At 71.1% G+C, this 19,779-nt stretch carries 17 protein-coding genes; 9 read left to right on the forward strand and 8 right to left on the reverse strand.

Going from position 1 to position 19,779, the window contains the following annotated elements:
- Positions 1–14 precede the first annotated feature (14 nt).
- From ACYVIP_RS12045 to ACYVIP_RS12065, 5 genes are read left to right on the forward strand one after another with little or no spacing between them, the layout of a single operon-like run.
- Positions 15–1,577: an NAD(P)-binding domain-containing protein gene (locus ACYVIP_RS12045; RefSeq protein ID WP_460395282.1), complete on the forward strand. Its 1,563-nt coding sequence runs from the start codon at positions 15–17 to the stop codon at positions 1,575–1,577.
- Positions 1,574–2,626, forward strand: a complete 1,053-nt coding sequence (locus ACYVIP_RS12050; protein WP_460395284.1) for an alpha-hydroxy acid oxidase — start codon at positions 1,574–1,576, stop codon at positions 2,624–2,626. Before ACYVIP_RS12045 ends, ACYVIP_RS12050 begins: the two co-directional genes overlap by 4 nt.
- On the forward strand, positions 2,623–3,987 hold the full coding sequence (locus ACYVIP_RS12055; RefSeq protein ID WP_460395286.1) for a cytochrome P450: 1,365 nt from the start codon (positions 2,623–2,625) through the stop codon (positions 3,985–3,987). Before ACYVIP_RS12050 ends, ACYVIP_RS12055 begins: the two co-directional genes overlap by 4 nt.
- Positions 3,984–5,273 (forward strand): cation:proton antiporter, encoded by a 1,290-nt coding sequence (locus ACYVIP_RS12060; RefSeq protein WP_460395288.1) that lies wholly within the window; start codon positions 3,984–3,986, stop codon positions 5,271–5,273. The genes ACYVIP_RS12055 and ACYVIP_RS12060 overlap by 4 nt, the downstream gene beginning before the upstream one ends.
- A 37-nt stretch (positions 5,274–5,310) precedes the next feature.
- Entirely contained in the window at positions 5,311–5,685 is a 375-nt protein-coding gene (locus tag ACYVIP_RS12065) for a YccF domain-containing protein (RefSeq protein ID WP_460395290.1), read from the forward strand.
- A 12-nt stretch (positions 5,686–5,697) separates the two neighbouring features.
- Here the strand turns inward: ACYVIP_RS12065 and betT are convergent, their stop codons facing one another.
- From betT to ACYVIP_RS12080, 3 genes are read right to left on the reverse strand one after another with little or no spacing between them, the layout of a single operon-like run.
- Positions 5,698–7,749 (reverse strand): choline BCCT transporter BetT, encoded by a 2,052-nt coding sequence (gene betT / locus ACYVIP_RS12070; RefSeq protein WP_460395292.1) that lies wholly within the window; start codon positions 7,747–7,749, stop codon positions 5,698–5,700.
- 3 nt (positions 7,750–7,752) lie between these two features.
- Complete coding sequence (gene betA / locus ACYVIP_RS12075; protein ID WP_460395294.1) at positions 7,753–9,414, reverse strand: choline dehydrogenase; 1,662 nt, start codon at positions 9,412–9,414, stop codon at positions 7,753–7,755.
- Positions 9,411–10,880 (reverse strand): aldehyde dehydrogenase family protein, encoded by a 1,470-nt coding sequence (locus tag ACYVIP_RS12080; RefSeq protein WP_460395296.1) that lies wholly within the window; start codon positions 10,878–10,880, stop codon positions 9,411–9,413. The genes betA and ACYVIP_RS12080 overlap by 4 nt, the downstream gene beginning before the upstream one ends.
- A gap of 90 nt (positions 10,881–10,970) precedes the next feature.
- Here ACYVIP_RS12080 and ACYVIP_RS12085 point away from each other — a divergent pair, with 90 nt between their 5' ends.
- From ACYVIP_RS12085 to ACYVIP_RS12095, 3 genes are all read left to right on the forward strand, one after another.
- Positions 10,971–11,546 (forward strand): TetR/AcrR family transcriptional regulator, encoded by a 576-nt coding sequence (locus tag ACYVIP_RS12085; protein WP_460395298.1) that lies wholly within the window; start codon positions 10,971–10,973, stop codon positions 11,544–11,546.
- A gap of 146 nt (positions 11,547–11,692) precedes the next feature.
- The gene (locus tag ACYVIP_RS12090; RefSeq protein WP_460395300.1) at positions 11,693–12,775 is read left to right on the forward strand and encodes a hypothetical protein; all 1,083 of its coding nucleotides are present in this window, start codon (positions 11,693–11,695) and stop codon (positions 12,773–12,775) included.
- Positions 12,772–13,143: a hypothetical protein gene (locus ACYVIP_RS12095; protein WP_460395302.1), complete on the forward strand. Its 372-nt coding sequence runs from the start codon at positions 12,772–12,774 to the stop codon at positions 13,141–13,143. Before ACYVIP_RS12090 ends, ACYVIP_RS12095 begins: the two co-directional genes overlap by 4 nt.
- A 19-nt stretch (positions 13,144–13,162) precedes the next feature.
- Here the strand turns inward: ACYVIP_RS12095 and ACYVIP_RS12100 are convergent, their stop codons facing one another.
- The 3 genes from ACYVIP_RS12100 to ACYVIP_RS12110 form a co-directional block, all read right to left on the reverse strand.
- Positions 13,163–14,485: an MFS transporter gene (locus ACYVIP_RS12100; RefSeq protein ID WP_460395304.1), complete on the reverse strand. Its 1,323-nt coding sequence runs from the start codon at positions 14,483–14,485 to the stop codon at positions 13,163–13,165.
- A gap of 152 nt (positions 14,486–14,637) precedes the next feature.
- Positions 14,638–16,449: a flavin-containing monooxygenase gene (locus ACYVIP_RS12105; protein ID WP_460395306.1), complete on the reverse strand. Its 1,812-nt coding sequence runs from the start codon at positions 16,447–16,449 to the stop codon at positions 14,638–14,640.
- A 33-nt stretch (positions 16,450–16,482) separates the two neighbouring features.
- Complete coding sequence (locus ACYVIP_RS12110) at positions 16,483–17,247, reverse strand: SDR family NAD(P)-dependent oxidoreductase (RefSeq protein WP_460395308.1); 765 nt, start codon at positions 17,245–17,247, stop codon at positions 16,483–16,485.
- Between the two features lie 108 nt (positions 17,248–17,355).
- Between ACYVIP_RS12110 and ACYVIP_RS12115 the strand changes: the two genes are divergently transcribed.
- Positions 17,356–17,973: a TetR/AcrR family transcriptional regulator gene (locus ACYVIP_RS12115; protein ID WP_460395310.1), complete on the forward strand. Its 618-nt coding sequence runs from the start codon at positions 17,356–17,358 to the stop codon at positions 17,971–17,973.
- A 3-nt stretch (positions 17,974–17,976) separates the two neighbouring features.
- Here ACYVIP_RS12115 and ACYVIP_RS12120 read toward each other — a convergent pair whose 3' ends face one another.
- Both ACYVIP_RS12120 and ACYVIP_RS12125 read right to left on the reverse strand, forming a co-directional pair.
- Positions 17,977–18,627, reverse strand: coding sequence for a response regulator (locus tag ACYVIP_RS12120; protein WP_460395312.1), 651 nt, complete (start codon positions 18,625–18,627; stop codon positions 17,977–17,979).
- Complete coding sequence (locus ACYVIP_RS12125) at positions 18,624–19,757, reverse strand: sensor histidine kinase (protein ID WP_460395314.1); 1,134 nt, start codon at positions 19,755–19,757, stop codon at positions 18,624–18,626. Before ACYVIP_RS12125 ends, ACYVIP_RS12120 begins: the two co-directional genes overlap by 4 nt.
- Between the last annotated feature and the right edge of the window lie 22 nt (positions 19,758–19,779).

Consider the following 19,779-nt stretch of genomic DNA (forward strand, 5'->3'; position numbering starts at 1 on the left):
CGTAAGGAGAACCCGTGTCCAGCGAGCTGTCCACGGACTGCCTGATCATCGGCGCGGGCCCGGCCGGGCTGCAGGCGTCGTACCTGCTCACCCGGGAGGGCAGGGACCATCTGGTGCTCGAGGCGGGGGACGCGCCGGGGACGTTCTTCACCCGGTTCCCGCGCCACCGCACGCTGATCTCCATCAACAAACCGGTCACCGGCTGGGACGACCCGGAACTGAACCTGCGCACCGACTGGAACTCGCTGCTGTCCGACGATCCGGCGCTGCTGTTCACCACCTACACGCCGAGCTACTTCCCGGCCGCCGACGACTTCGTCCGCTACCTCGCGGACTTCGCCACCAAGCACGACCTGCCGATCCGCTACGGCACCCGCGTCGAGTCGGTCAGCCGGCCGGCCGGCGACTTCGTGGTGCGCGACCGCGATGGCGGCACCTACCGGGCGAAGCGGCTGATCGTGGCGACCGGCGTGTCCAAGCCGTACGTGCCCGACATCGACGGCGTCGAGCACGCCGAGCTGTACAGCGACGTCCCGGTCGACCCGGCGGGCTTCACCGGGCAGCGGGTGCTGATCATCGGGCGGGGCAACTCGGCGTTCGAGACCGCCGACAACCTGGTCGAGACCGCGGCGGTCATCCACGTCGCCGGGCCGGGATCGCTGAAGTTCGCGTGGCAGACCCACTTCGTCGGCCACCTGCGCGCGGTGAACAACAACTTCCTGGACACCTACCAGCTCAAGTCGCAGAACGCCGTGCTGGACGGGAACATCCTCGCCATCCGGCGCGACGGCGACGGCTACGCGGTGCCGGTCAGCTTCGCCCGCGTCAACGAGCGGGTGAAGGAGATCCGCTACGACCGGGTCATCGTCGCGACCGGGTTCCGGTTCGACGCCTCGATCTTCGCGCCGGAGTGCCGCCCGGCGCTCACGATCAACGACCGCTTCCCGGACCAGACCGCGGCGTGGGAGTCGGTCAACGTGCCCGACCTGTTCTTCGCCGGGACGATCACCCAGGCACGGGACTTCAGGAAGTCGACGAGCGGTTTCGTGCACGGCTTCCGGTACGGGGTGCGGGCGCTGCACCGGATCATGGAGCACCGCTACCACGGCGTGGCGTGGCCGTCGGTGCCCGTGGCGGCGGACGCGATCGCCGACGCGGTCATCGACCGGGTCAACCGGACCTCGGCGTTGTGGCAGCTGTTCGGGTTCCTGGCTGACGCGGTGCTCGTGGGGGAGTCCGTGCGCTACGCCGAGGAGGTGCCGGTCGCGCACCTGCACGAGGCCGTTCCCCGCGGCGATCTCGGTGCGATGGCGTCCTATCTGACCGTGACGCTGGAGTACGGCGCCGACCACGACCGCGTGAACCCGTTCGACATCACCGCGGGCCGAGTGTCGCAACAGGACGCCAGCGGGCTCGACGGCCGCTACCTGCACCCGGTGGTGCGGCACTTCGGCGTCGGCGGCGCACTGCTCGGCGAGCACCACCTCACCGAGAACCTCGAGAACGAGTGGGACAGCGAGGACGTGCACCGCGCGCCGCTGGTGGCGTTCCTCGACCGGCAGCTGGGGACTCGGTGAGCGTGCTCGACGAGCTGCACGCCACGGCCCGCGCGGTGCTCGACCCGGTGCACTACGACTACTTCGCCGGCGGGGCGGGGGAGGAGGTCGTGCTCGCGCAGAACGAGGCCGCGTTCGGCCGCTTCGCCCTGCTGCACCGGGTTCTGCGCGGCGGCGAGCACCGGGACCTCGCGGTGGACCTCCCCGGCGGGCGGCTGCGCATGCCGGTGCTGGTCGCGCCGACGGCCTTCCACCGCCTCGCCCATCCCGGCGGGGAGGCGGCGACCGCGCGCGCCACCGCCGCGGCGGGCACGGTGCTGGTCACCGGCATGGCGGCCACGACCCGGATCGACGAGGTCACCTCGGCGGCCCGCGCGGTCGACCTGGACGCGGCCGTGTGGTTCCAGCTGTACCTCCAGCGGGACCAGGACGTGACCGCGACCCTGGTGCGCCGCGCGGAACAGGCGGGCTGCACGGCCCTGGTGGTGACCGCCGACTCGCCGGTCTTCGGCCGGCACCGCCGCGACGCCGAGCACGGTTTCCACGACCTGCCGCCGGGTCTCACCACCGAGAACATGCGTGACCTGCCCGGCGGCCGGCGCGACATCGCGATGTCGCCGGCGATCTCCTGGGACCACCTGGCCATGCTCCTGGAGATGACGACGCTTCCGGTGTGGCTCAAGGGAGTGGTCCACCCCGACGACGCCCGGCTCGCGGCGGCGCACGGGGTCGCCGGCGTGGTCGTCTCCAACCACGGCGGTCGCCAGTCCGACCTCGCGCCGGCCGCGATCGAGGCGCTGCCCGCCGTGGTCGCGGCCACGGACCTGCCGGTGGTGCTGGACGGCGGAGTGCGCCGGGGCGGTGACGTCGCCATCGCGCTGGCGCTGGGCGCGGCGGCGGTCGGCGTCGGGCGGCCGGTGCTGTGGGGGCTGGCCGCGGCCGGCGAGGCCGGGGTGGCCAGGGTGCTCGACGCACTGCGCGACGAGTTCGACCACGTGCTCGCCCTCTGCGGCGGTCGCGAGCTCGCGGACCTGACCCGCGACCTGGTCGTGGCACGGGGAACCTGGTGAAGGCCCGGTGGCCCGTGGTCGCGGCGGTGATGGCGACCGCGCCAAGGTGGCTGCCCGCGCGTGTGGTCGCGTTGCGCGCCAGGACGTTCGCGATGGTCAACGGCGACCGCGCGCTCACCTTCCCGGACGCGGCCGGGCCGGCGCGCTTCCGGGACGTGTACGGGCACCCGGCGGCCAACGGCCGCAGCAAGGGCGCCGGGCTGTCGGACCTGTTCTGGTACTGGCTTTCTCCCGGCCCGGAGGTGCACCAGGAACACCTGGAGGCCGGGCCACGCTACGACGACGTGGCGAGCACGACCCTCACGCTGCTGTCCGGGTCCAGTGCCGCGCTGGGCGCCGCGGCCGCGGCCTGCACCGGCCGGGTGCTCGACGAGCTGGTCACCGGGCGGGTGACGCTCGTGCGGCTGCGGGACCTGATGATGCCGGTGTGGGCGGAGTACTTCCACGAGCTGGTCTTCGGTGAGCGGTGCCCGCCCGGTGCCCGGGACGCGATCGTCGGCCACGCCGACGACGTGGCCTCCGCGCTCAAGTGCACCGGGCTGCGCCACCCCGCCAGGCGGGCCAGGCTGACCAGCTACCTCGCCCGGCGGGTGGCGGCGGGCGACGCCCGCACGGACCTGCCAGCGAGCCTGTCCCCGGTCGACCAGGTGTACTACCTGCAGGGCACGTTCTTCACCACGGCGGTGGTGCAGATGTCCGAGGCGATGGCGCACCTGCTGCTGGTGCTCGCCCAGCACCCGCGCGTCGCGGCGCGCGCGGCCGACGACGACCGGTACTTCGCCAACGTGTTGGACGAGACCCTGCGCCTCTATCCGCTGTTCGGCATCGCGCACCGCATCACGACCGGCGAGATCCCGTTCGACGACGGCACGATCCCGGCCGGTTCGGTGCTGTGCTTCAGCTATCCCGACTACCACGCGACCGGCTACGACCACCCCGACGAGTTCGACCCCGGCCGCTGGGAGCACACCTCGGCGCGGGTGGCCAACCACATCCCGTTCGGTGTGGCCACCAACCGGCCGTGCCCGGCGTGGCGGCTCTCGCCGCTCGCGCTGCGGGCGGCGACCCGCGAGGTGCTGGCCCGCCACACGCTGCACTCCACCGTCGCGCACACCCGGTCGCTGCCCAGCCGCGGCCCCTGCCTGCTCGTCCGCGCCGGTGCGCCGCTCGGCCGCCGGCCGCTGGCCGCCGCCGGTCTCGCGCTGCGGGTGCGCGACCGGTGGGAGGACGTGTGGCGCGGGGTGGTCCAACTCGTGCTCGGCACGTGGATGGTGCTCGACGCCCGCAGGCTGCGGCTCGCGGGCCGCTACTTCGACACGCACGACACCCAGGGCTGCCCGCTGCAGGAGGTTGGTACGTGAACCAGATCGAGTTCGCCTTGAAGGTCTTCGCCGCGCTGGCGGTCGTGCTCGCCGCGACCACCCTGTGCGGCCGGCTGGCCATGCTGGTCAAGCAGCCCCGCGTCGTCGGCGAGATGGTGGCGGGCGTGCTGCTCGGGCCCGCGCTGTTCGGCGCGGTCGCGCCGGGAGCGCAGGCCCAGCTGTTCCAGCCGGACGTCAAGAACGTCCTCTACGTACTGAGCACCATCGGGTTGACGTTCTACATGTTCCTGGTGGGTGCCTCGCTCGACCACGGCTCCGTCGGCGGCAGGAACGTGCGGCGCGCGGCGGTGCTCGCGGTCTCCGGGATCGTGCCGACGTTCGTGATCGGCGCGGGCGCGGCGGCGCTGTTCTTCTCCTCGCTGGCCACCGAGGGCGCGAACATCTGGGTGCACATGCTGTTCGTCGGCGGCGCGCTGTCGATCACCGCGTTCCCCATGCTGGCGCGGATCCTGCAGGAGCGCGGCATCGCGAACACCCCCATCGGCGGCCTCACGCTGGTCGCCGCCGCGATCGACGACGCGGCCGCGTGGGTGATCCTGGCGGTCATCGTCGCGGTCGGGGCCGCGGGCAGCCCGCTGGACGCGCTGGACACCGTGGCCGGCGCCGCGATCTTCGCCGCGCTGATGCTCACCGTTGGCCGCAAGCTCTTCGTGAAGTTCGGCGAACGCGTTGAGCGCGAACAGACGCTCGGCCGGGACATGATGGCGTTGGTGCTGTTCGTGGTGCTGGTGGCGGGCTGGTTCACCGACTACATCGGGGTGTTCTCGGTGTTCGGCGGGTTCGTCACCGGTCTCGCGATGCCGCAGTCGGCGATCGTGCGGCGGGAGCTCGAGACCCGGCTGACGGACCTGAACTCGATCCTGCTGCTGCCGGTGTTCTTCGCCTTCACCGGACTGAACACCCAGGTCGACGGCTTCGGCTCGGGCGGAGGGCTGTGGCTGCCGCTGGCGGTGATCATGGCGGCGGCGTTCGCCGGCAAGTATCTCGGCTGCGCCGCCGTGGTGCGCCTGCAGGGTTTCTCGTGGCGCTACGCGTCCGCGGTCGGTGGCCTGATGAACGCCCGCGGGCTGATGATCCTGATCTTCATCAACATCGGCCTCGCCCACGACCTGGTCACCCCGGAGCTGTTCGCGATCCTGGTCGCCGTGGCGATCGTGACCACGGCCGCCGCCATGCCGATCTACCGGGCCTCGCTGCCCGACACGATGGACCGCACCCTGTCGTCGGACTCCGGACCGGTCGAGGCGGACCCCGTCCGGACGTGATGCCCTCACCCGAAACCGGTTCTGGGATGATGCGCGGATGCGGACGATCCTGAACATCATCTGGCTGGTGCTCTCCGGTTTCTGGATGGCGGTTGGCTACACCATCGCGGGGATCATCTGTTGCGTGCTGGTCATCACCATCCCGTTCGGTCTCGCGGCGTTCCGGATGGCGAACTTCGCGCTCTGGCCGTTCGGGCGGACGCTGGCCGACCGCGCCGACGCCGGGGTGGCGTCGCTCATCGGCAACATCATCTGGATCGTGGTGGCCGGCTGGTGGCTGGCGATCGGGCACCTGCTCAGTGGTATCGCGCTGTGCATCACGATCATCGGCATCCCGCTCGGCGTGGCCAACTTCAAACTGATCCCGGTGTCGCTGGTGCCGCTCGGCAAGGAGATCGTGCCGGTGCGGTGACCTCCACCGGGTTCAGTCGCCGGGGACCGGGCCGTGGGTGGTCTCCCGGTGCAGTCGCAGGAACTCCAGGTGTCGCTCGTACTGGTCGAGCAGGTCGCTGATCAGCTGCTCGGCGCTGTAGCCGAGAACGTCGTAGCCCTGGCTGCCCTCGGTGAGGTAGACCTCGATCCGGATGTAGGTGTCCGCGTCGGTCTTCCCGTCCCCGCGCGGGGCGAACGACGGTGTCCGTGCGCGGCACGGCCACGCGCGGTACCTGAACTCCTCCTCGGTGCCCAGCGCCACGGTGAGCTCGTGGTACGGGAGGTCGAGTTCGGGCACCGTGCCCGCGCGGACGTCGGCGTCGGCACCCCTGTCCCGCAGTTCGGCGGCCACGTCGGTGAACGCGGGCCGGCACACGTCGTCCAGGAACTCGGTCGCGGTCTGCTCGTCCGGGTAGTGCATCGCGCGGGCCAGCCGCTGGCGCCAGGTGCGGGTGCCGCCGCGGTCCTCGATCGTCGTCCGCTCCGACAGGGACGACGGCAGGCTGGTACGGATGGCGTCCTCGCGGAACCGTTCGATCCGTAAAGCCTTGTACAGCCCCAACATCACCAGGAACATCACGAACGAGAACGGCAGCCCCATGATGATCGTCGCGTTCGTGAGCGCGCCGACGCCGCCGACCAGCAGCATGGCGAGGGTGAGCACCCCGGTGGCGACCGACCAGTACACCCGCACCCAGCGGGCCGCGTCGGTGGTCGGTGTCCGCAGGCGGGAGGTGAAGTTGCCCATGACGAGCGCGCCGGAGTCCGCCGAGGTCACATAGAACAACAGCCCGACGAACGTGGCGAGCCCGGCGCTGAACGTGACCCCGGGGTAGTGGTCGAGCAGGGCGTAGAAACCCTGTTCCGGCACGTTCATCGCGGTCTGGCCGAACTCGGCGTCGCCGCCGCGCACGACCCCGAGCGCGGAGTTGCCGAAGACCGACAGGAACGCCAGGGTGAACAGGAACGGCACGATCAGCGTCGCCGCCACGAACTGCCGTATGGTGCGGCCACGGGAGATCCTGGCCAGGAACAGCCCGACGAACGGCGCCCACGCGATCCACCACGCCCAGAAGAACAGCGTCCACGCGTTGAGCCACTCGGTCGGCTGGTCGTAGGCGAAGGTGTTCAGCGTCATCCCGGGAAACCGGCTCACGTAGTCGCCGATGTTCATGATGAACGCGTTCAGCAGTTGGACCGGGTTCTCCCAGATCGCCACGTACAGCATCAGCACGATGGCCAGCACGACGTTCAGCTCGGACATCCTGCGGATGCCCTTGTCGACCCCGGAGACCGCGGACACCGTGGCCATCAGCACGGCGACGGTGATCAACCCGATCTGCGCCGGCACCCCCTCCGGCAGTCCGAACAGGACCTTCAGGCCGTAGTTGAGCTGCACCACGCCGATGCCAAGCGACACCGCGATGCCGAAGATGGTGCCGATCACCGCCGCCAGGTCGACCGCGTCGCCGAGCCGGCCGTGCACCCGCCTGCCGATGATCGGGTACAGCGCGGACCGGATCGACAGCGGCAGCCGGTGGCGGAACGCGAAGTAGCCGAGTGCCATGCCCATCAGCGCGTACATCGCCCAGCCGGTGACGCCGTAGTGGAACATGGTCCACACCACGGCCTGGCGGGCCGCCTCGATCGTCTCCGCCGTGCCCTCCGGCGGGGCGAGGTAGTGCGAGACCGGGCCGGACACGGAGAAGAACATCAGGTCGATCCCGATGCCCGCGGCGAAGAGCATGGCCGCCCAGGCGAACAGGCTGAAGTCCGGTTTGGCGTGCTGGGGGCCGAGCTTGATCGTGCCGTACCGGGAGACGGCGATGAACACCACGAACACCAGGAAGATCGTGGCGGCGAGGAAGTAGTACCAGCCGAGGCTCCCGGACACCCAGCCGACGACGACGCCGATGGTCTCCTCGGCGCCTGCCGGGGTGATGATCGCCCACAGCGAGATCGCGATGATCAGCACCGACGATCCGTAGAACACCACGGGGTTGAGCCGCCTGTCCTTGACCGGTAAGTCCTGAGTGGACGACATACGTCACCTCTCCTGGTCGGTCCCGTGCCGGTAGTAGTCCACTGTGGAGGGTTCGAGTGGGGTGTTGCCGAGGATCAGGTCGGCGGCCTTCTCCGCGAGCATGATCACCGGGGCGTAGATGTTGCCGTTGGTGAGGTAGGGCATCGCGGACGCGTCGACCACCCGCAGGCCGGTGACGCCGTGCACCGCCATGGACTTCGGGTCCACGACCGACAGCTCGTCGACGCCCATCCGCGCGGAGCACGAGGGGTGGTAGGCGGTCTCGGCGTCGCGCGCCACCCAGTCGAGGATCTCCTCGTCGGACTGTACTTCCTGGCCAGGGGACAGCTCGCCGCCGTCGTAGGGCGCGAACGCCGGCTGGCCGAGGATGTCGCGGGCCACCCGGACCGCCTCCACCCACTCCCTGCGGTCGCCCGGGGTCGACAGGTAGTTGAACCGCAGCGCCGGATGCCGGCGCGGATCGGTGGAGGTGATCTTCACCGACCCCCGCACGTCGGCGTACATCGGTCCGATGTGGACCTGGTAGCCGTGCTCGGCGGCCACCCGGGTGCCGTCGTAGCGGACCGCGACCGGCAGGAAGTGGAACATCAGGTTCGGGTAGGCGACCTCGTCGTTGCCGCGGACGAACCCACCGGCCTCGAAGTGGTTGGTGGCCGCGGGTCCGTCGTGCCGTAACAGCCAGCGCAGGCCGATCGCCGGGCGGTTGCGCAGTTTCAGCGCGGGGTTGAACGAGATCGGCCGGGTGCAGGCGTGCTGGACGTAGACCTCGAGGTGGTCCTGCAGGTTCTCGCCGACCCCTGGCAGCGCGTGCACCATCTCGACCCCGAGCGGGGTCAGCTCGTCCGGGTTGCCGACGCCGGACAGCTGGAGCAGTTGCGGCGTGTTGACCGCGCCGCCGCACAGGATCACCTCGCCCGCGTCGACCCGCCAGGTCCGACCGCCTGGCCTGCGATAGTCGACACCCACCGCGCGGGTCCCCGCGAAGCGCACCCGGTCGACCTGGGCGAGGCAGCGCACGGTCAGGTTGGGTCGGTCGCGCACCGGATGCAGGTAGGCGCGGGCGGCCGACCAGCGGCGGCCGTCGCGGATCGTGCGGTCGAAACGGGCGAAGCCCTCCTGCCGGTAGCCGTTCACGTCGTCGGTCAGCGGGTGGCCCGCCTGCTCGGCGGCGGCGAGGAACGCGTCGAACAGCGGGTTGGCGGCCGCGCCGCGTTCCAGCCACAGTGGACCGTCCTGCCCGCGCCAGTCGTCGGCGCCGGCCACGCAGTGCTCCATCTTCCTGAAGTACGGCAGGCAGTGCGCGTAGTCCCAGGTTTCCATGCCGGGGTCGGCTGCCCAGCGGCGCAGGTCCATCGGGTTGCCGCGCTGGAAGATCATGCCGTTGATCGAGCTGGAGCCGCCGAGCACCCTGCCGCGCCCGTGGCTGACCCGCCGCCCGCCGAGGAACGGCTCCGGCTCGGACTCGTAGCACCAGTCGTAGAAGCGGTTGCCGATCACCATGGTCAGCGCGGCTGGCATGTGGATGAGCAGGTCCCACCGCCAGTCCGGCCGGCCGGCCTCCAGCACCAGGACGCTCGTGGCCGGGTCGGCGGACAGCCGGTTGGCGAGCACACACCCGGCGGACCCACCGCCGACGATGACGTAGTCGTAGCGTTCGGTACTCATACCGTGCCTCCGAACCAGCGCGCGGGTGCGGGGGAGATGTTGTGGTAGATGTGTTTGGCCTCGCGGTACTCGTCCAAACCGGACGGTCCGAGCTCGCGACCGATCCCGGACCTGCCGAAACCGCCCCATTCCGCCCCCGGCACGTACGGGTGGAAGTCGTTGATCCACACGGTGCCGTGTCGCAGCGCGTTCGCCACTCGCTGCGCACGTCCCGCGTCGCCGGTCCACACCGCACCCGCCAGGCCGTAGTCGGTGTCGTTGGCGATCGCCACCGCCTCGGCCTCGGTGCCGAACCGTTCGACGGTGACCACCGGGCCGAACACCTCCTCGCGCACGATCACCATGCCGGCGTGGCAGCCGGTGAAGATCGCCGGCCGCAGGAAGTAGCCGGTGGCCAGCCCGTCGCCAGTCGGCCGGGTGCCGCCGGTGACCAGCGTGGCGCCCTCGGCGACCGCCTGCTCGAGATGTCGCTCGACCTTGTCCCGGTGCGCGGCCGACACCAGCGGCCCGCACTCGCTCTTCTCGTCCATGCCGTTGCCGAGCCGGATCCGGTCGGCGCGCCGCGCCAGCTCGGCGACGAACTCGTCGTGCAGCTCCTCGGCGACGATCAGCCGGGAGCCGGCCGAGCAGACCTGTCCGGAGTGGAGGAACGCGGCGGTGAGCGCGTGGTCGACGGCGGTGTCGAAGTCGGCGTCGGCGAACACCACGTTGGGGTTCTTCCCGCCAAGTTCCAGCGCGACCCGCTTCACCGTCGGCGCGGCCATCGCCATGACCAGCCTGCCGGTGGCCAGCCCGCCGGTGAACGACACCAGGTCGACGCCGGTGTGGGCCACCATCGCGGCGCCGACCACGGTTCCGGCCCCCAGCACCAGGTTGACCACACCGTCCGGCACGCCCGCCTCGGCCACGAGCCGGACCAGGTGAACGGTCGACAGCGGGGTGAGCTCGCTGGGCTTGCACACCACGGTGTTGCCAGCGGCCAGCGCGGGCGCGAGCTTCCAGGACATCTGCAGCATCGGGTAGTTCCACGGCGCGATCAGCGCGCACACCCCGACCGGCTCCCGCACGACGCGGCTGACCACCCCCGGGTTGCCGGTGTCCACCACGCGGCCGGCGTCGAGGTCGGCCAGGTTGGCGTAGTAGCCGAACACGGCGGCCACGTCGTCGACGTCGATGCGCCCCTCGCGCAGCGTCTTGCCGGTGTCCAGGGTTTCGGTGCGGGCGAGCTCCTCGCGGTCGCGAACCAGCAGGCCGGCGACCCGGCGCAGCAGGTCACCGCGCTGGCGGGCGGTGGTCGCCCGCCACGGCCCGTGGTCGAACGCGGCCCTGGCGGCGGCGACGGCGGCGGCCACCTCGTCGGCGCCGGCCTCGGACACGGTGGTCAGCGTGGTGCCGTCGGCCGGGTTGACCACCTCCCGGCTGCCGCCAGACGAGGTCCACCGCCCGTCGATGAACAACTCCGGCATCGACCGTCCTCCGTTCCCACACGGAAATGCGGACGATCGTACACATTATGTGTACGATCGTCCACATCTGTAGGAGATACCGTTGAGGTCATGAGTGGGGACCGAGGTGCGACCGTGGTGCGGCGACGCGGCCCGACCGACCACGACCGCCGCGACCGCATCGCCAGGGCGGCCATGCTGCTCATCGGCGAGCGGGGCATCGAGGGCCTGACCCACCGCAAGGTAGCTGCCGCGGCGGGGGTGCCGCTCGGCTCGACCACCTACCACTTCGCCACGCTGGACGACCTGATCGCCGCCGTGCTGGACAAGGCGGCCGAACGCAGCGTCGCCGGACTGCGCGCCTGGGAGCAGTCCCTGGCGCCGGACGCCGACCTCGCGGCGGCTCTGGCCGACTTCGTGTTCCGCTCGGTCACCGAGAAGCGTGCCGACACCATGGCCGAGTACAACCTCTACGCGCTCGCGCTGCACCGCCCGCGCCTGCGCGAGGCCGCCGTGGCGTGGGACGACGCACTGGCCGACGTGCTGTGCGCGCGGACCGACCCGCTCACCGGTCAGATGCTGGGAATCCTGTTGTGTGGCCTGCTGATGCAGGCGGTACTGCGCGACGACCTGCTCGACCGCGCCGAGATCGAGGCTCCGTTGCGCCGCGCGCTCGCCACGCCATGACGCGGCGTCAGTAGGGCTCGATTTCCCCGTTTTGCCCCACGTCGGCCACGGGCATGCGACATGATTGTTAAAACTGTCACAGGCCAGTGGAGGGGTGGATGTCGTTCTACGTGCAACCGTGTGCCGTTGCCGGCTTGGGCCGTCTGGTGACCCGAAACGCCGGCGGGGCCCAGCTGTTCGCCTTCTACAACAACGGGTCCGGCCCGAACGAGCTCGGCGAGGGGCTGCTGATCAACCTCTGCGCGCAGGCGCTCGACCGGTGGCAGCAGCTCGCGGAGGACAATTCCCAGCGCGGGGCCCACCTGCTCGCCGGATGCGGGGCGCAGCTGAAGGAGGCCGCGAAGTTCTACGTTGACGAGGACCGGGAGGTGGCGGGCAGGCTGGACGAGGCCTACCCGCACGGCGGTGGCGCGGCGCCGCTCGAGCCGGGTCAGGTGCGGGCGCCCGACTCGGCCGGTGAGTGGACCGACTGGGAGGACCCCTCGTCGAACCCGCGCGACCCCAGCCGGGTGTACCAGGGGCCACCTCAGCCGACCGAGGCGGACGCGGCGGGCTCCGGCTGGGACATCGACCTCGAGGGCGAGGTCGACCGCGTCACCGGCGCCGTGTCCCTGGCCAGACAGATCCGCGACCTGCTCAGGGCCATCCTCGGGTTCGACCTCGTCGACGTGGTGGTCACCCTGATCACCGGCCACTGGGAGATGCTGCTCTACCAGGCCATGTGCGTCGAGGACCTGGACCCGGGGTTCACCAGGATCCGGGAGAACCTGGACCGCGGCCGGTTCGCCGTGCAGGACCAGTGGGAGGGAAACGCGGCCGGCGCGGCCGAGGTGTGGCTGCTCAACTACGGCCTGGCCGCCGACGAGCTCGCCACCTTCGGCCGGGAGGCCGGCTGGAAGATGAAGAACTTCGCGCGCGCCGCCTACCACCAGTTCCAGGCGCTGAACCTGGCGATCGACTTTCTCATCGACACCCTCCTCGACGTCGCCCTCGCCGCGGGGGGCGGGATGATCGGCGGAGCCATCTCCGTGCTGCGCGGGGAGAACCCGATCGAGGCGGTCGGGTCCGTCGTGTCCGCGTACTCGCAGGTGTCCACGATCCTCGACGGCCTGCGGTTCCTTGGCCACGAGTTCGTCGGGATCGCCGAGCTCGTCGCGGGCAACGGCGAGATCGTCGCCCGCAGCTGGCCGAGCAACCCCAGCGAGTACGTCCACCCGGAGTTCCGATGACCGGACTACCGGAGAACCCCTGGGCCACCGAACAGGGCCGCATCGCCAGGGCCGAGCAGTTTCGGCGGCTGGCCGAAGGCGATGGCGAGGTGGCCGAGTTCGCCGGCGAGGTGCTGGCCGGCCGGGTGGCGGCGCGCGCCCTCCTTTACTCCCCGGTACTCAGCGGCGAGGCGATGACCAACCTCCACGCCCTGGTCGAGCGGTGGCATGCGCTGCCGGACCAGGAACGCGAGGAGATCGTGGCCGCCGCCGACGAACGGACCCGGGAGCGGATCGCGGCGCTTGCCGAGGCGGCCGGAGCCCCGGACGAGCCGACCCCGCCGGACGAGGACCCGCCAAGCGGACCGGTACTCCGCGACGCCTGGTGAGGCCCGCTACGCCGATGGATCAGTTCCGCAGGTCCACTCCCCGCGGTTCGCGGACCAACGAGACCGCGATCGTCGAGATCACCGTCAGCGCCATGATGTAGCCGCCGACCGCGATGACCGTGCCGGTCGACCGCACCAGTGCCTGTGCGATGGTGGGGGCGAACGCGCCGCCCAGGATCGCGCCGAGCGCGTAGCCGATGGAGACGCCGGAGTAGCGCACCTGGGTCGGGAACATCTCGGCGTACAGCGCCGACATCGGACCGTAGGACAGGCCAAGGCTGACGGACAGCACGACGATCGCCAGGACGAACAGCCGCACGTCGGCGGTCCGCATCAACAGGAACATGGGGATCATCCACACGAACAGCGCCGCGTAGCCGATCTGGAAGGTGCGCACGCGACCGATCCGGTCGGACAGCCAGCCGGCCAGGAGCGTGCAGACGAGCCAACCGGCGGCGCCCGCGACCGTGGCGCCAAGGACGCTGGGGCGGGACAGGCCAAGGGATGTGCCGTAGCTGATGAAGTAGGCGATGAGCAGGTAGCCGGCGGCGTTCTGGGCCACGAAGATCAGCGCGGTGAGCACGACGTTGCGGGTGTGGTAGCGGAACAGGTCGCGCAGCGGCGCCGAGGAGCGTGCCCTGCGGGTCAGCATCTCCTTGAATACCGGGCTTTCCTCGACGATGCGCCGGATGACGTAGCCGCCGATGATCAACACGACGGAGAACAGGAACGGGATCCGCCAGCCCCAGGAGAGGAACTGGTCCTCGGTGGTGAGCGAGGACATCAGCCACAGCACGCCGGTGGCCAGGATCAGGCCGATCGGCACGCCGATCTGCGGGTACGCGCCGAACAGGCCGCGCCGGTTCCTCGGGGCGTGTTCGACGGCCATCAGCGCCGCGCCGCCCCATTCGCCGCCTGCCGAGAAGCCCTGCACGATGCGCAGCACGATCAGCAGGATCGGTGCCGTGACGCCGATGCCGGCATAGGTCGGCAACAGGCCGATCAGTGTGGTCGCGCCACCCATCAGCAGCAGCGTGAGGATGAGCATCCGCTTGCGGCCGAGCCGGTCCCCGAACCGCCCGGCGATGATCGCGCCGAGTGGGCGGAACAGGAAGCTGATGCCGATGGTGGCCAGCGAGACGAGTTCGGAGAGCCCGGCGGACCGCTCGCTCAGGGGCGCGAAGAACAGCGGGGCGAAGACCAGACTCGCGGCCTGGGCGTAGATGAAGAAGTCGTACCACTCGATGGTGGTGCCGACGAGGGTGCTCCCGAGGACGCGGCGTTGTTCCCCGGTCATGGTGGAGCGGCGCGTTGAGGTGTCCGCGCTGGCGGATTCGGACATCGGAACCTCGCTGTTCTGACGGTCGCGGGTGGCGCGGTCGAGCGCGTCCTTCACCTGCTTACGCCAACGCCTTGGCGTCCGCGACCGCTACCGGTGTCGCGCTCAGGCGCCGAAGGCCGCGGCACGGCGCGGAATCGAGAATGCGCACCTGTTCAATCGGTACCCGCCAGGACGTCGTTCATGCCGCCGTGCTCGCGCCAGTGTCGCAGCAGGGCGTGGAAGGCGGTCGCGCCGTCGGGGTAGCCCTCGGTGCGCGGTCGGGGACTGCCCTCGTTGTTGTAGTAGCCAGGGGTGCATTCGGCGTGGAACGCGTGCTGGTCCGGCGCGTTCGCGCGCAGCGTGGCGACCCACGCGTCCTCGGCGGCCGCCGTCGGCTCCACCACGCGCGCGCCGCGCTTCTCCGCCTGCGCCACGATCTGTGCCACGTGGTGGGCCTGTTCGTCCAGGATGTGCGTGAAGTTCACCGAGCGGGCGTTCTGCAGTGCCCCCAGGTGGAACAGGTTGGGGAATCCGTGGGTGGTGAAACCGTGCAGTGTGCGCGGACCCCGCCGCCAGTACGACAGCAGCGGCACGCCGCCGCGGCCGAACACCGGGAGCCTGCCGGTCAGGACGTCGGACATGCCGACCTGGAAGCCGGTCGCGAGCACCACACAGTCCACTTCGTACTCACGGTCGCCGACGACGAGCCGGTCGCCGTCGATGCGCTCGACCCCGCCGTGGTCGGCCGTGTCGACCAGGGTGACGTTGGGCCGGTTGAACGTCGGCAGGTACTCGTCGCTGAACGTCGGCCGCTTGCACAGGTAGCGGTACCAGGGTTTGAGCAACTCGGCGGTGGCCGGGTCGTGCACGGTGGCGGCCACCCGGGCGCGGAGCTCGTTCATCTTGCGGAAGTCGGCGAGCTCGTCGACCTCGGCGCGTTCCTCGGCGGTGAGGGAGTCGTGGATCTCGCCGGGGATGAGGTGGTGCTGCAGGTGGGCGCCGCTGGTCCAGGCGTCGTCGACCAGGTCCTCCTCGACCAGGCCGCCGCTCATGATCGACAGGAAGTTCTCCCGGCGGCGGCGCTGCCAGCCGGGGTTGCGCGACGCGGCCCATTCCTGGTCGGTCGGCCGGTTGCCACGTACGTCCACTGTGGACGGTGTGCGCTGGAAGACGTACAGGTGCCTGGCGTCGCGGGCCAGGTGGGGCACGACCTGGATGGCGGTCGCGCCGGTGCCGATCAGCGCGACGCGCCTGTCGGCGAGCCGGTGCAGGCCGCCGTTCGCGTCGCCGCCGGTGTAGTCGTAGTCCCAGCGGCTGGTGTGGAACGTGTGGCACGTGGTGGTCTCGATCCCCGGTATGCCGGGGAGTTTGGGCCGGTCGAGGGTGCCGTTGGACACCACGACGTACCTGGCCCGGATCCGGTCGTCGCGGTCGGTGGACACCAGCCACTCCTCGGCGTCCTCGTCCCACCGCAGCTCGGTGATCCCGGTCTGGAAGCAGGCGTCGCGGTAGAGGTCGAAGTGGCGGCCGATGGCCCGCGCGTGTTGGCGGATCTCCTCGCCTGGCGCGTACTTCCACCGCGGCACACAGCCGAGCTCCTCCAGCAGTGGCATGTACACATAGGACTCGATGTCGCAGTGGATGCCCGGGTAGCGGTTCCAGTACCACGTGCCGCCGAAGTCGCCCGCCTTCTCGATCACCCGGATGCGGGCCAGGCCCTCCTGGCGCAGCCGGGCCGCGGCGAGCAGGCCACCGAACCCGCCGCCGACGACGACCGCGTCCATCCGGTCGGTCAACGGTTCCCGCGTGCTCGCGGGGCCGGCCCACGGGTCCTCGGCGTAGTAACCGAAATCGCCATCGGCCGGCCGGTACTGCGCGCTGCCGTCGGGGCGGATCCGGCGGTCCCGTTCGGCGCGGTACCTGGCGCGCAGGGTGTCCGGGTCGAAACCCAGGTCGTCGGCGGACGGCGTACGCGAAATGGACATACTGGTCCTGTCTCCGGTGGGGTGAACTCGTTGCTAGACGGCGGCCCAGCCGTTGTCGACGGGCAGCACGACGCCGGTGATGTTCGAGGCGGCGTCCGAGGCCAGGAAGACGATCGCGGCGGCCTGCTCGTCGGGCTCGGCGACGCGGCCGACATTGCGGCGGTACTCGGCCAGTACCCGAGGGCCGTGCGCGTCGGGATCGACCCGCGGGGCGATGCCGGTCCTGGTGCCGCCGGGGGCGATCGCGTTGGCGCGGATGCCGGCGTCGCGGTACATGACCGCGACCGACCGGGTGAGCCCGATGATGCCGTGCTTGGCCACGGTGTACGCGGCGCCGGCCGCGCTGCCGCGCAACGCCGCCGCGGAGGCGGTGTTCACGATCGCGCCCTTGCCGCGCGCGAGCATGTGCGGCAGGGCGGCGCGGGTGAGCAGGAACGGCGCGGTCAGGTTGACGCGCAGGACGCGATCCCATTCCTGGTCGGGGACATCCGCCGCGGCCGACATCGAGTCCATGATCCCGGCGTTGTTCACCAGCACGTCCAGTCCGCCGAACGTGCCAACCGCGGTCCCGACCACCGCGTCCACAATGGACTGATCGCTCAGGTCGCCGATGGCAGCCACCGCCGTGCCGCCGGCCGCCTCGATCTCCCCGACCGTGGCCCCGGCGGTGTCGCCGTTGAGGTCGGCCACCACGACCTTCGCGCCCGCGCTGGCGAACCGCAGGGCGGTCGCCCGCCCGATCCCCGAACCCGCGCCGGTGACCACGACGCTGCCGCCATCGAGCCCACTGCCGCCCATGCGCTCTCCCTCAGGTGGTGTGGTCCCACGCTACCAAGTTTGTGGCACAACATGCCACTAAGTCATCAGGCGACAGGAGTACGCTCCCGGGCAACCGATGGAGGTGACATGCGGGTACGGACCGGACGACCACCGCTGACCGAGCGGCGCAAGGCCGAGACCCGCTACGAGGTCGCCCGAGTCGCGCTGCACCTGTTCGTCGATCGGGGTGTCGCCGCCACCTCCGCCGACGAGATCGCCGCCGGGGCCGGTATCTCCGTGCGCACCCTGTGGCGGTACTTCCCGACCAAGGAAGGCTGCGTCAAACCCCTGCTCACCGGCGGCACGGAGCTGGCGGCGCGGTGGCTGCGATCCTGGCGTGCCGACCAGGGCGTTGCCGAACTCGTCGAGGCGATGCGCCGCCACTCGGCCGAAGCGTCCACAGAGGACAGAACGGCCATGTTGAACCTGGTGCGCCTGACCACCACCGAACCCGGCCTGCGCGCGGTATGGCTGGCGGCCCACCGCGAAGCCGAACCGGTCTTCGCCGACGCGCTCGCCGTCCGCGCCGGCCTACCCGCCCCCGACCTGACCACCACCGTGCACGCCGCGATGATCAACGCCGCGATCCGGGCAGCCGTCGAGCAGCACGCGTTCCACCCCGATCCCGCCGACCACGCCGAGCGCGCCTGCCTGGAGATCGCGGTCGGTGAGGCACTGCTGATCACCGCACGCGGGCTCTCCTGACCCTCAGGACCTCGGCCGGACCAGGCCCGCGTCGTAGGCGAACACGATCGCCGCCGCGCGGTCCCGGGTGCCCAGTTTCGTGAACAGCGAGCCGACGTGTGTCTTCACCGTCGTCTCCGCCACGTTGAGCTGCCCGGCGATCTCCCGGTTCGACGCGCCACGGGCCATCAGGCGGAGCACGTCGGTCTCTCGCTCGGTCAGCGTCGCCGGCAGGTCCGGCCGCCGCGCCGGCCGGGCCAACTGCCGGTAGGACCGCAGGATCGGTCCCAGCAGGGTCCCGTCGATCCACGTGCCGCCGGCCGCCACGGTGCGCACCGCCTCGATGAGGTTCTCGGCCGTCGCGGACTTCAGCTCGAACCCGGCGGCACCCGCGTCCACCGCCGACCACAGCACGTCCTCGTCGCCGAACGTGGTCAGGATGCACACCGGTGGCCCGGCCGCCGCGTGCAGCCGCCGGGTCGCCGTCACGCCGTCCGTGCCGGGCATCCGCACGTCCATGCAGACGATGTCCGGCGCGGTCTCGGTCACCGCGGCCTCGATGTCGTCGCCGTTGCCGCGTTCGCCGACCACCCTGATGTCCGGCTGGCTGCGCAGCACCAGGCCGAGCCCGGCCCGGACCATCGGCTGGTCGTCGACCAGCAGCACCCGGATCACGCCGGCAGTCCGGGCACCCGCGCGGGCAGCCCGGCCCGCAGCACCCAGTGGTCGTGTTCGGGGCCGGCGGTGAACGTGCCGTCGATGGCGGTCACCCGGTGCTCCAGCCCGGACAACCCCATGCCGGCGCCCGGCGCGCTCGTGGCGGTGCCGAGCCGGCTGCGCACCCGGAGCGTGACGCCGTCCCGGCCCGCCCGGATCCGCACCTCCGCCGCCGGCGTGCTGGCGTGTTTGGCGACGTTGGTGAGGGCCTCGCGGAGCATGTCGTGCAGCACGATCCGCTGTGCGGCCGAGATCTCCCCGCCGGTTTCCTCGCCGGTTTCCTCGCCGGTTTCCTCAACGTCCACGTCGAGGGTGACGGTCATGCCCGCGTCCCGGTAGGTCGCGACGAGCTGGTCGAGCTCACCGCTGGGCAGCGGATGGGTGTCGCCGCGGTACATCAGCGCCAGCGCCTCCCGCAGCGCGTCCATGCCGGTCCGGCCGACCGCCTCGGCCTGCCGCAGCGCCGCCGCCGCCTCGTCGGGGGAGGTCGTGAGTTGCATCCGCGCGCCGGACAGGTGCAGCAGCACCACGCTGAAACTGTGCCCGACGAGGTCGTGCAGGTCCCGCGCGATGCGCTGCCGTTCCGCGGCGACCGCCGACTCCGCCAGCTCGATCCGGGTGCGTTCCAGCTCGCCGATCAGCGCCTGCTGCCTGCCGACCAGGCGTCCAAGTACCCACCCGAGCAGCAGCCCGGCCGACCACAGCCACGCCCCGATCCCGCGGTGCCAGTCGTTGGTGTTCAGCGCCCAGATGAAGAACGGCGACACCAGGCACACGGCCATCGCGACGGTGTCGGCCCGGCTCGTGCTGGTGGCCGCGACGATCGAGAGCGCGGTCAGCACCACCATGTACGCGGTCTCGGTGACCACGAACGCGTCGCCGACGAGCGTCGGCACCAGCATCCAGGTCAGCAGCAGCCAGCCAGGCATCGACCGCCACGCGATCCGGACGAGCAGCGCGGGCGCCATCAGCGCGGCCAGGATCCAGCCCCACTCCTTGGTGTAGGCGAAGTTCAGCACCTCGAACACACACCCGAGCACGGCGGCCTGGACGACGAACTCCTCGCGGCCGCGCGGCAGCAACTGCATGCCGCCGATGCTAGTTCGCCTG

The organism is Actinophytocola sediminis (assembly GCF_054779715.1).

Coding starts and splice junctions, on each gene's coding strand:
- ACYVIP_RS12085 (WP_460395298.1), top strand. CDS start 10,971: ATGAGTGGGGACCGAGGTGCGACCGTGGTGCGGCGACGCGGCCCGACC.
- ACYVIP_RS12100 (WP_460395304.1), bottom strand. CDS start 14,485: ATGTCCGAATCCGCCAGCGCGGACACCTCAACGCGCCGCTCCACCATG.
- ACYVIP_RS12125 (WP_460395314.1), bottom strand. CDS start 19,757: ATGCAGTTGCTGCCGCGCGGCCGCGAGGAGTTCGTCGTCCAGGCCGCC.
- ACYVIP_RS12065 (WP_460395290.1), top strand. CDS start 5,311: ATGCGGACGATCCTGAACATCATCTGGCTGGTGCTCTCCGGTTTCTGG.
- ACYVIP_RS12095 (WP_460395302.1), top strand. CDS start 12,772: ATGACCGGACTACCGGAGAACCCCTGGGCCACCGAACAGGGCCGCATC.
- ACYVIP_RS12115 (WP_460395310.1), top strand. CDS start 17,356: ATGCGGGTACGGACCGGACGACCACCGCTGACCGAGCGGCGCAAGGCC.
- betA (WP_460395294.1), bottom strand. CDS start 9,414: ATGAGTACCGAACGCTACGACTACGTCATCGTCGGCGGTGGGTCCGCC.
- ACYVIP_RS12080 (WP_460395296.1), bottom strand. CDS start 10,880: ATGCCGGAGTTGTTCATCGACGGGCGGTGGACCTCGTCTGGCGGCAGC.
- ACYVIP_RS12105 (WP_460395306.1), bottom strand. CDS start 16,449: ATGTCCATTTCGCGTACGCCGTCCGCCGACGACCTGGGTTTCGACCCG.
- ACYVIP_RS12110 (WP_460395308.1), bottom strand. CDS start 17,247: ATGGGCGGCAGTGGGCTCGATGGCGGCAGCGTCGTGGTCACCGGCGCG.
- betT (WP_460395292.1), bottom strand. CDS start 7,749: ATGTCGTCCACTCAGGACTTACCGGTCAAGGACAGGCGGCTCAACCCC.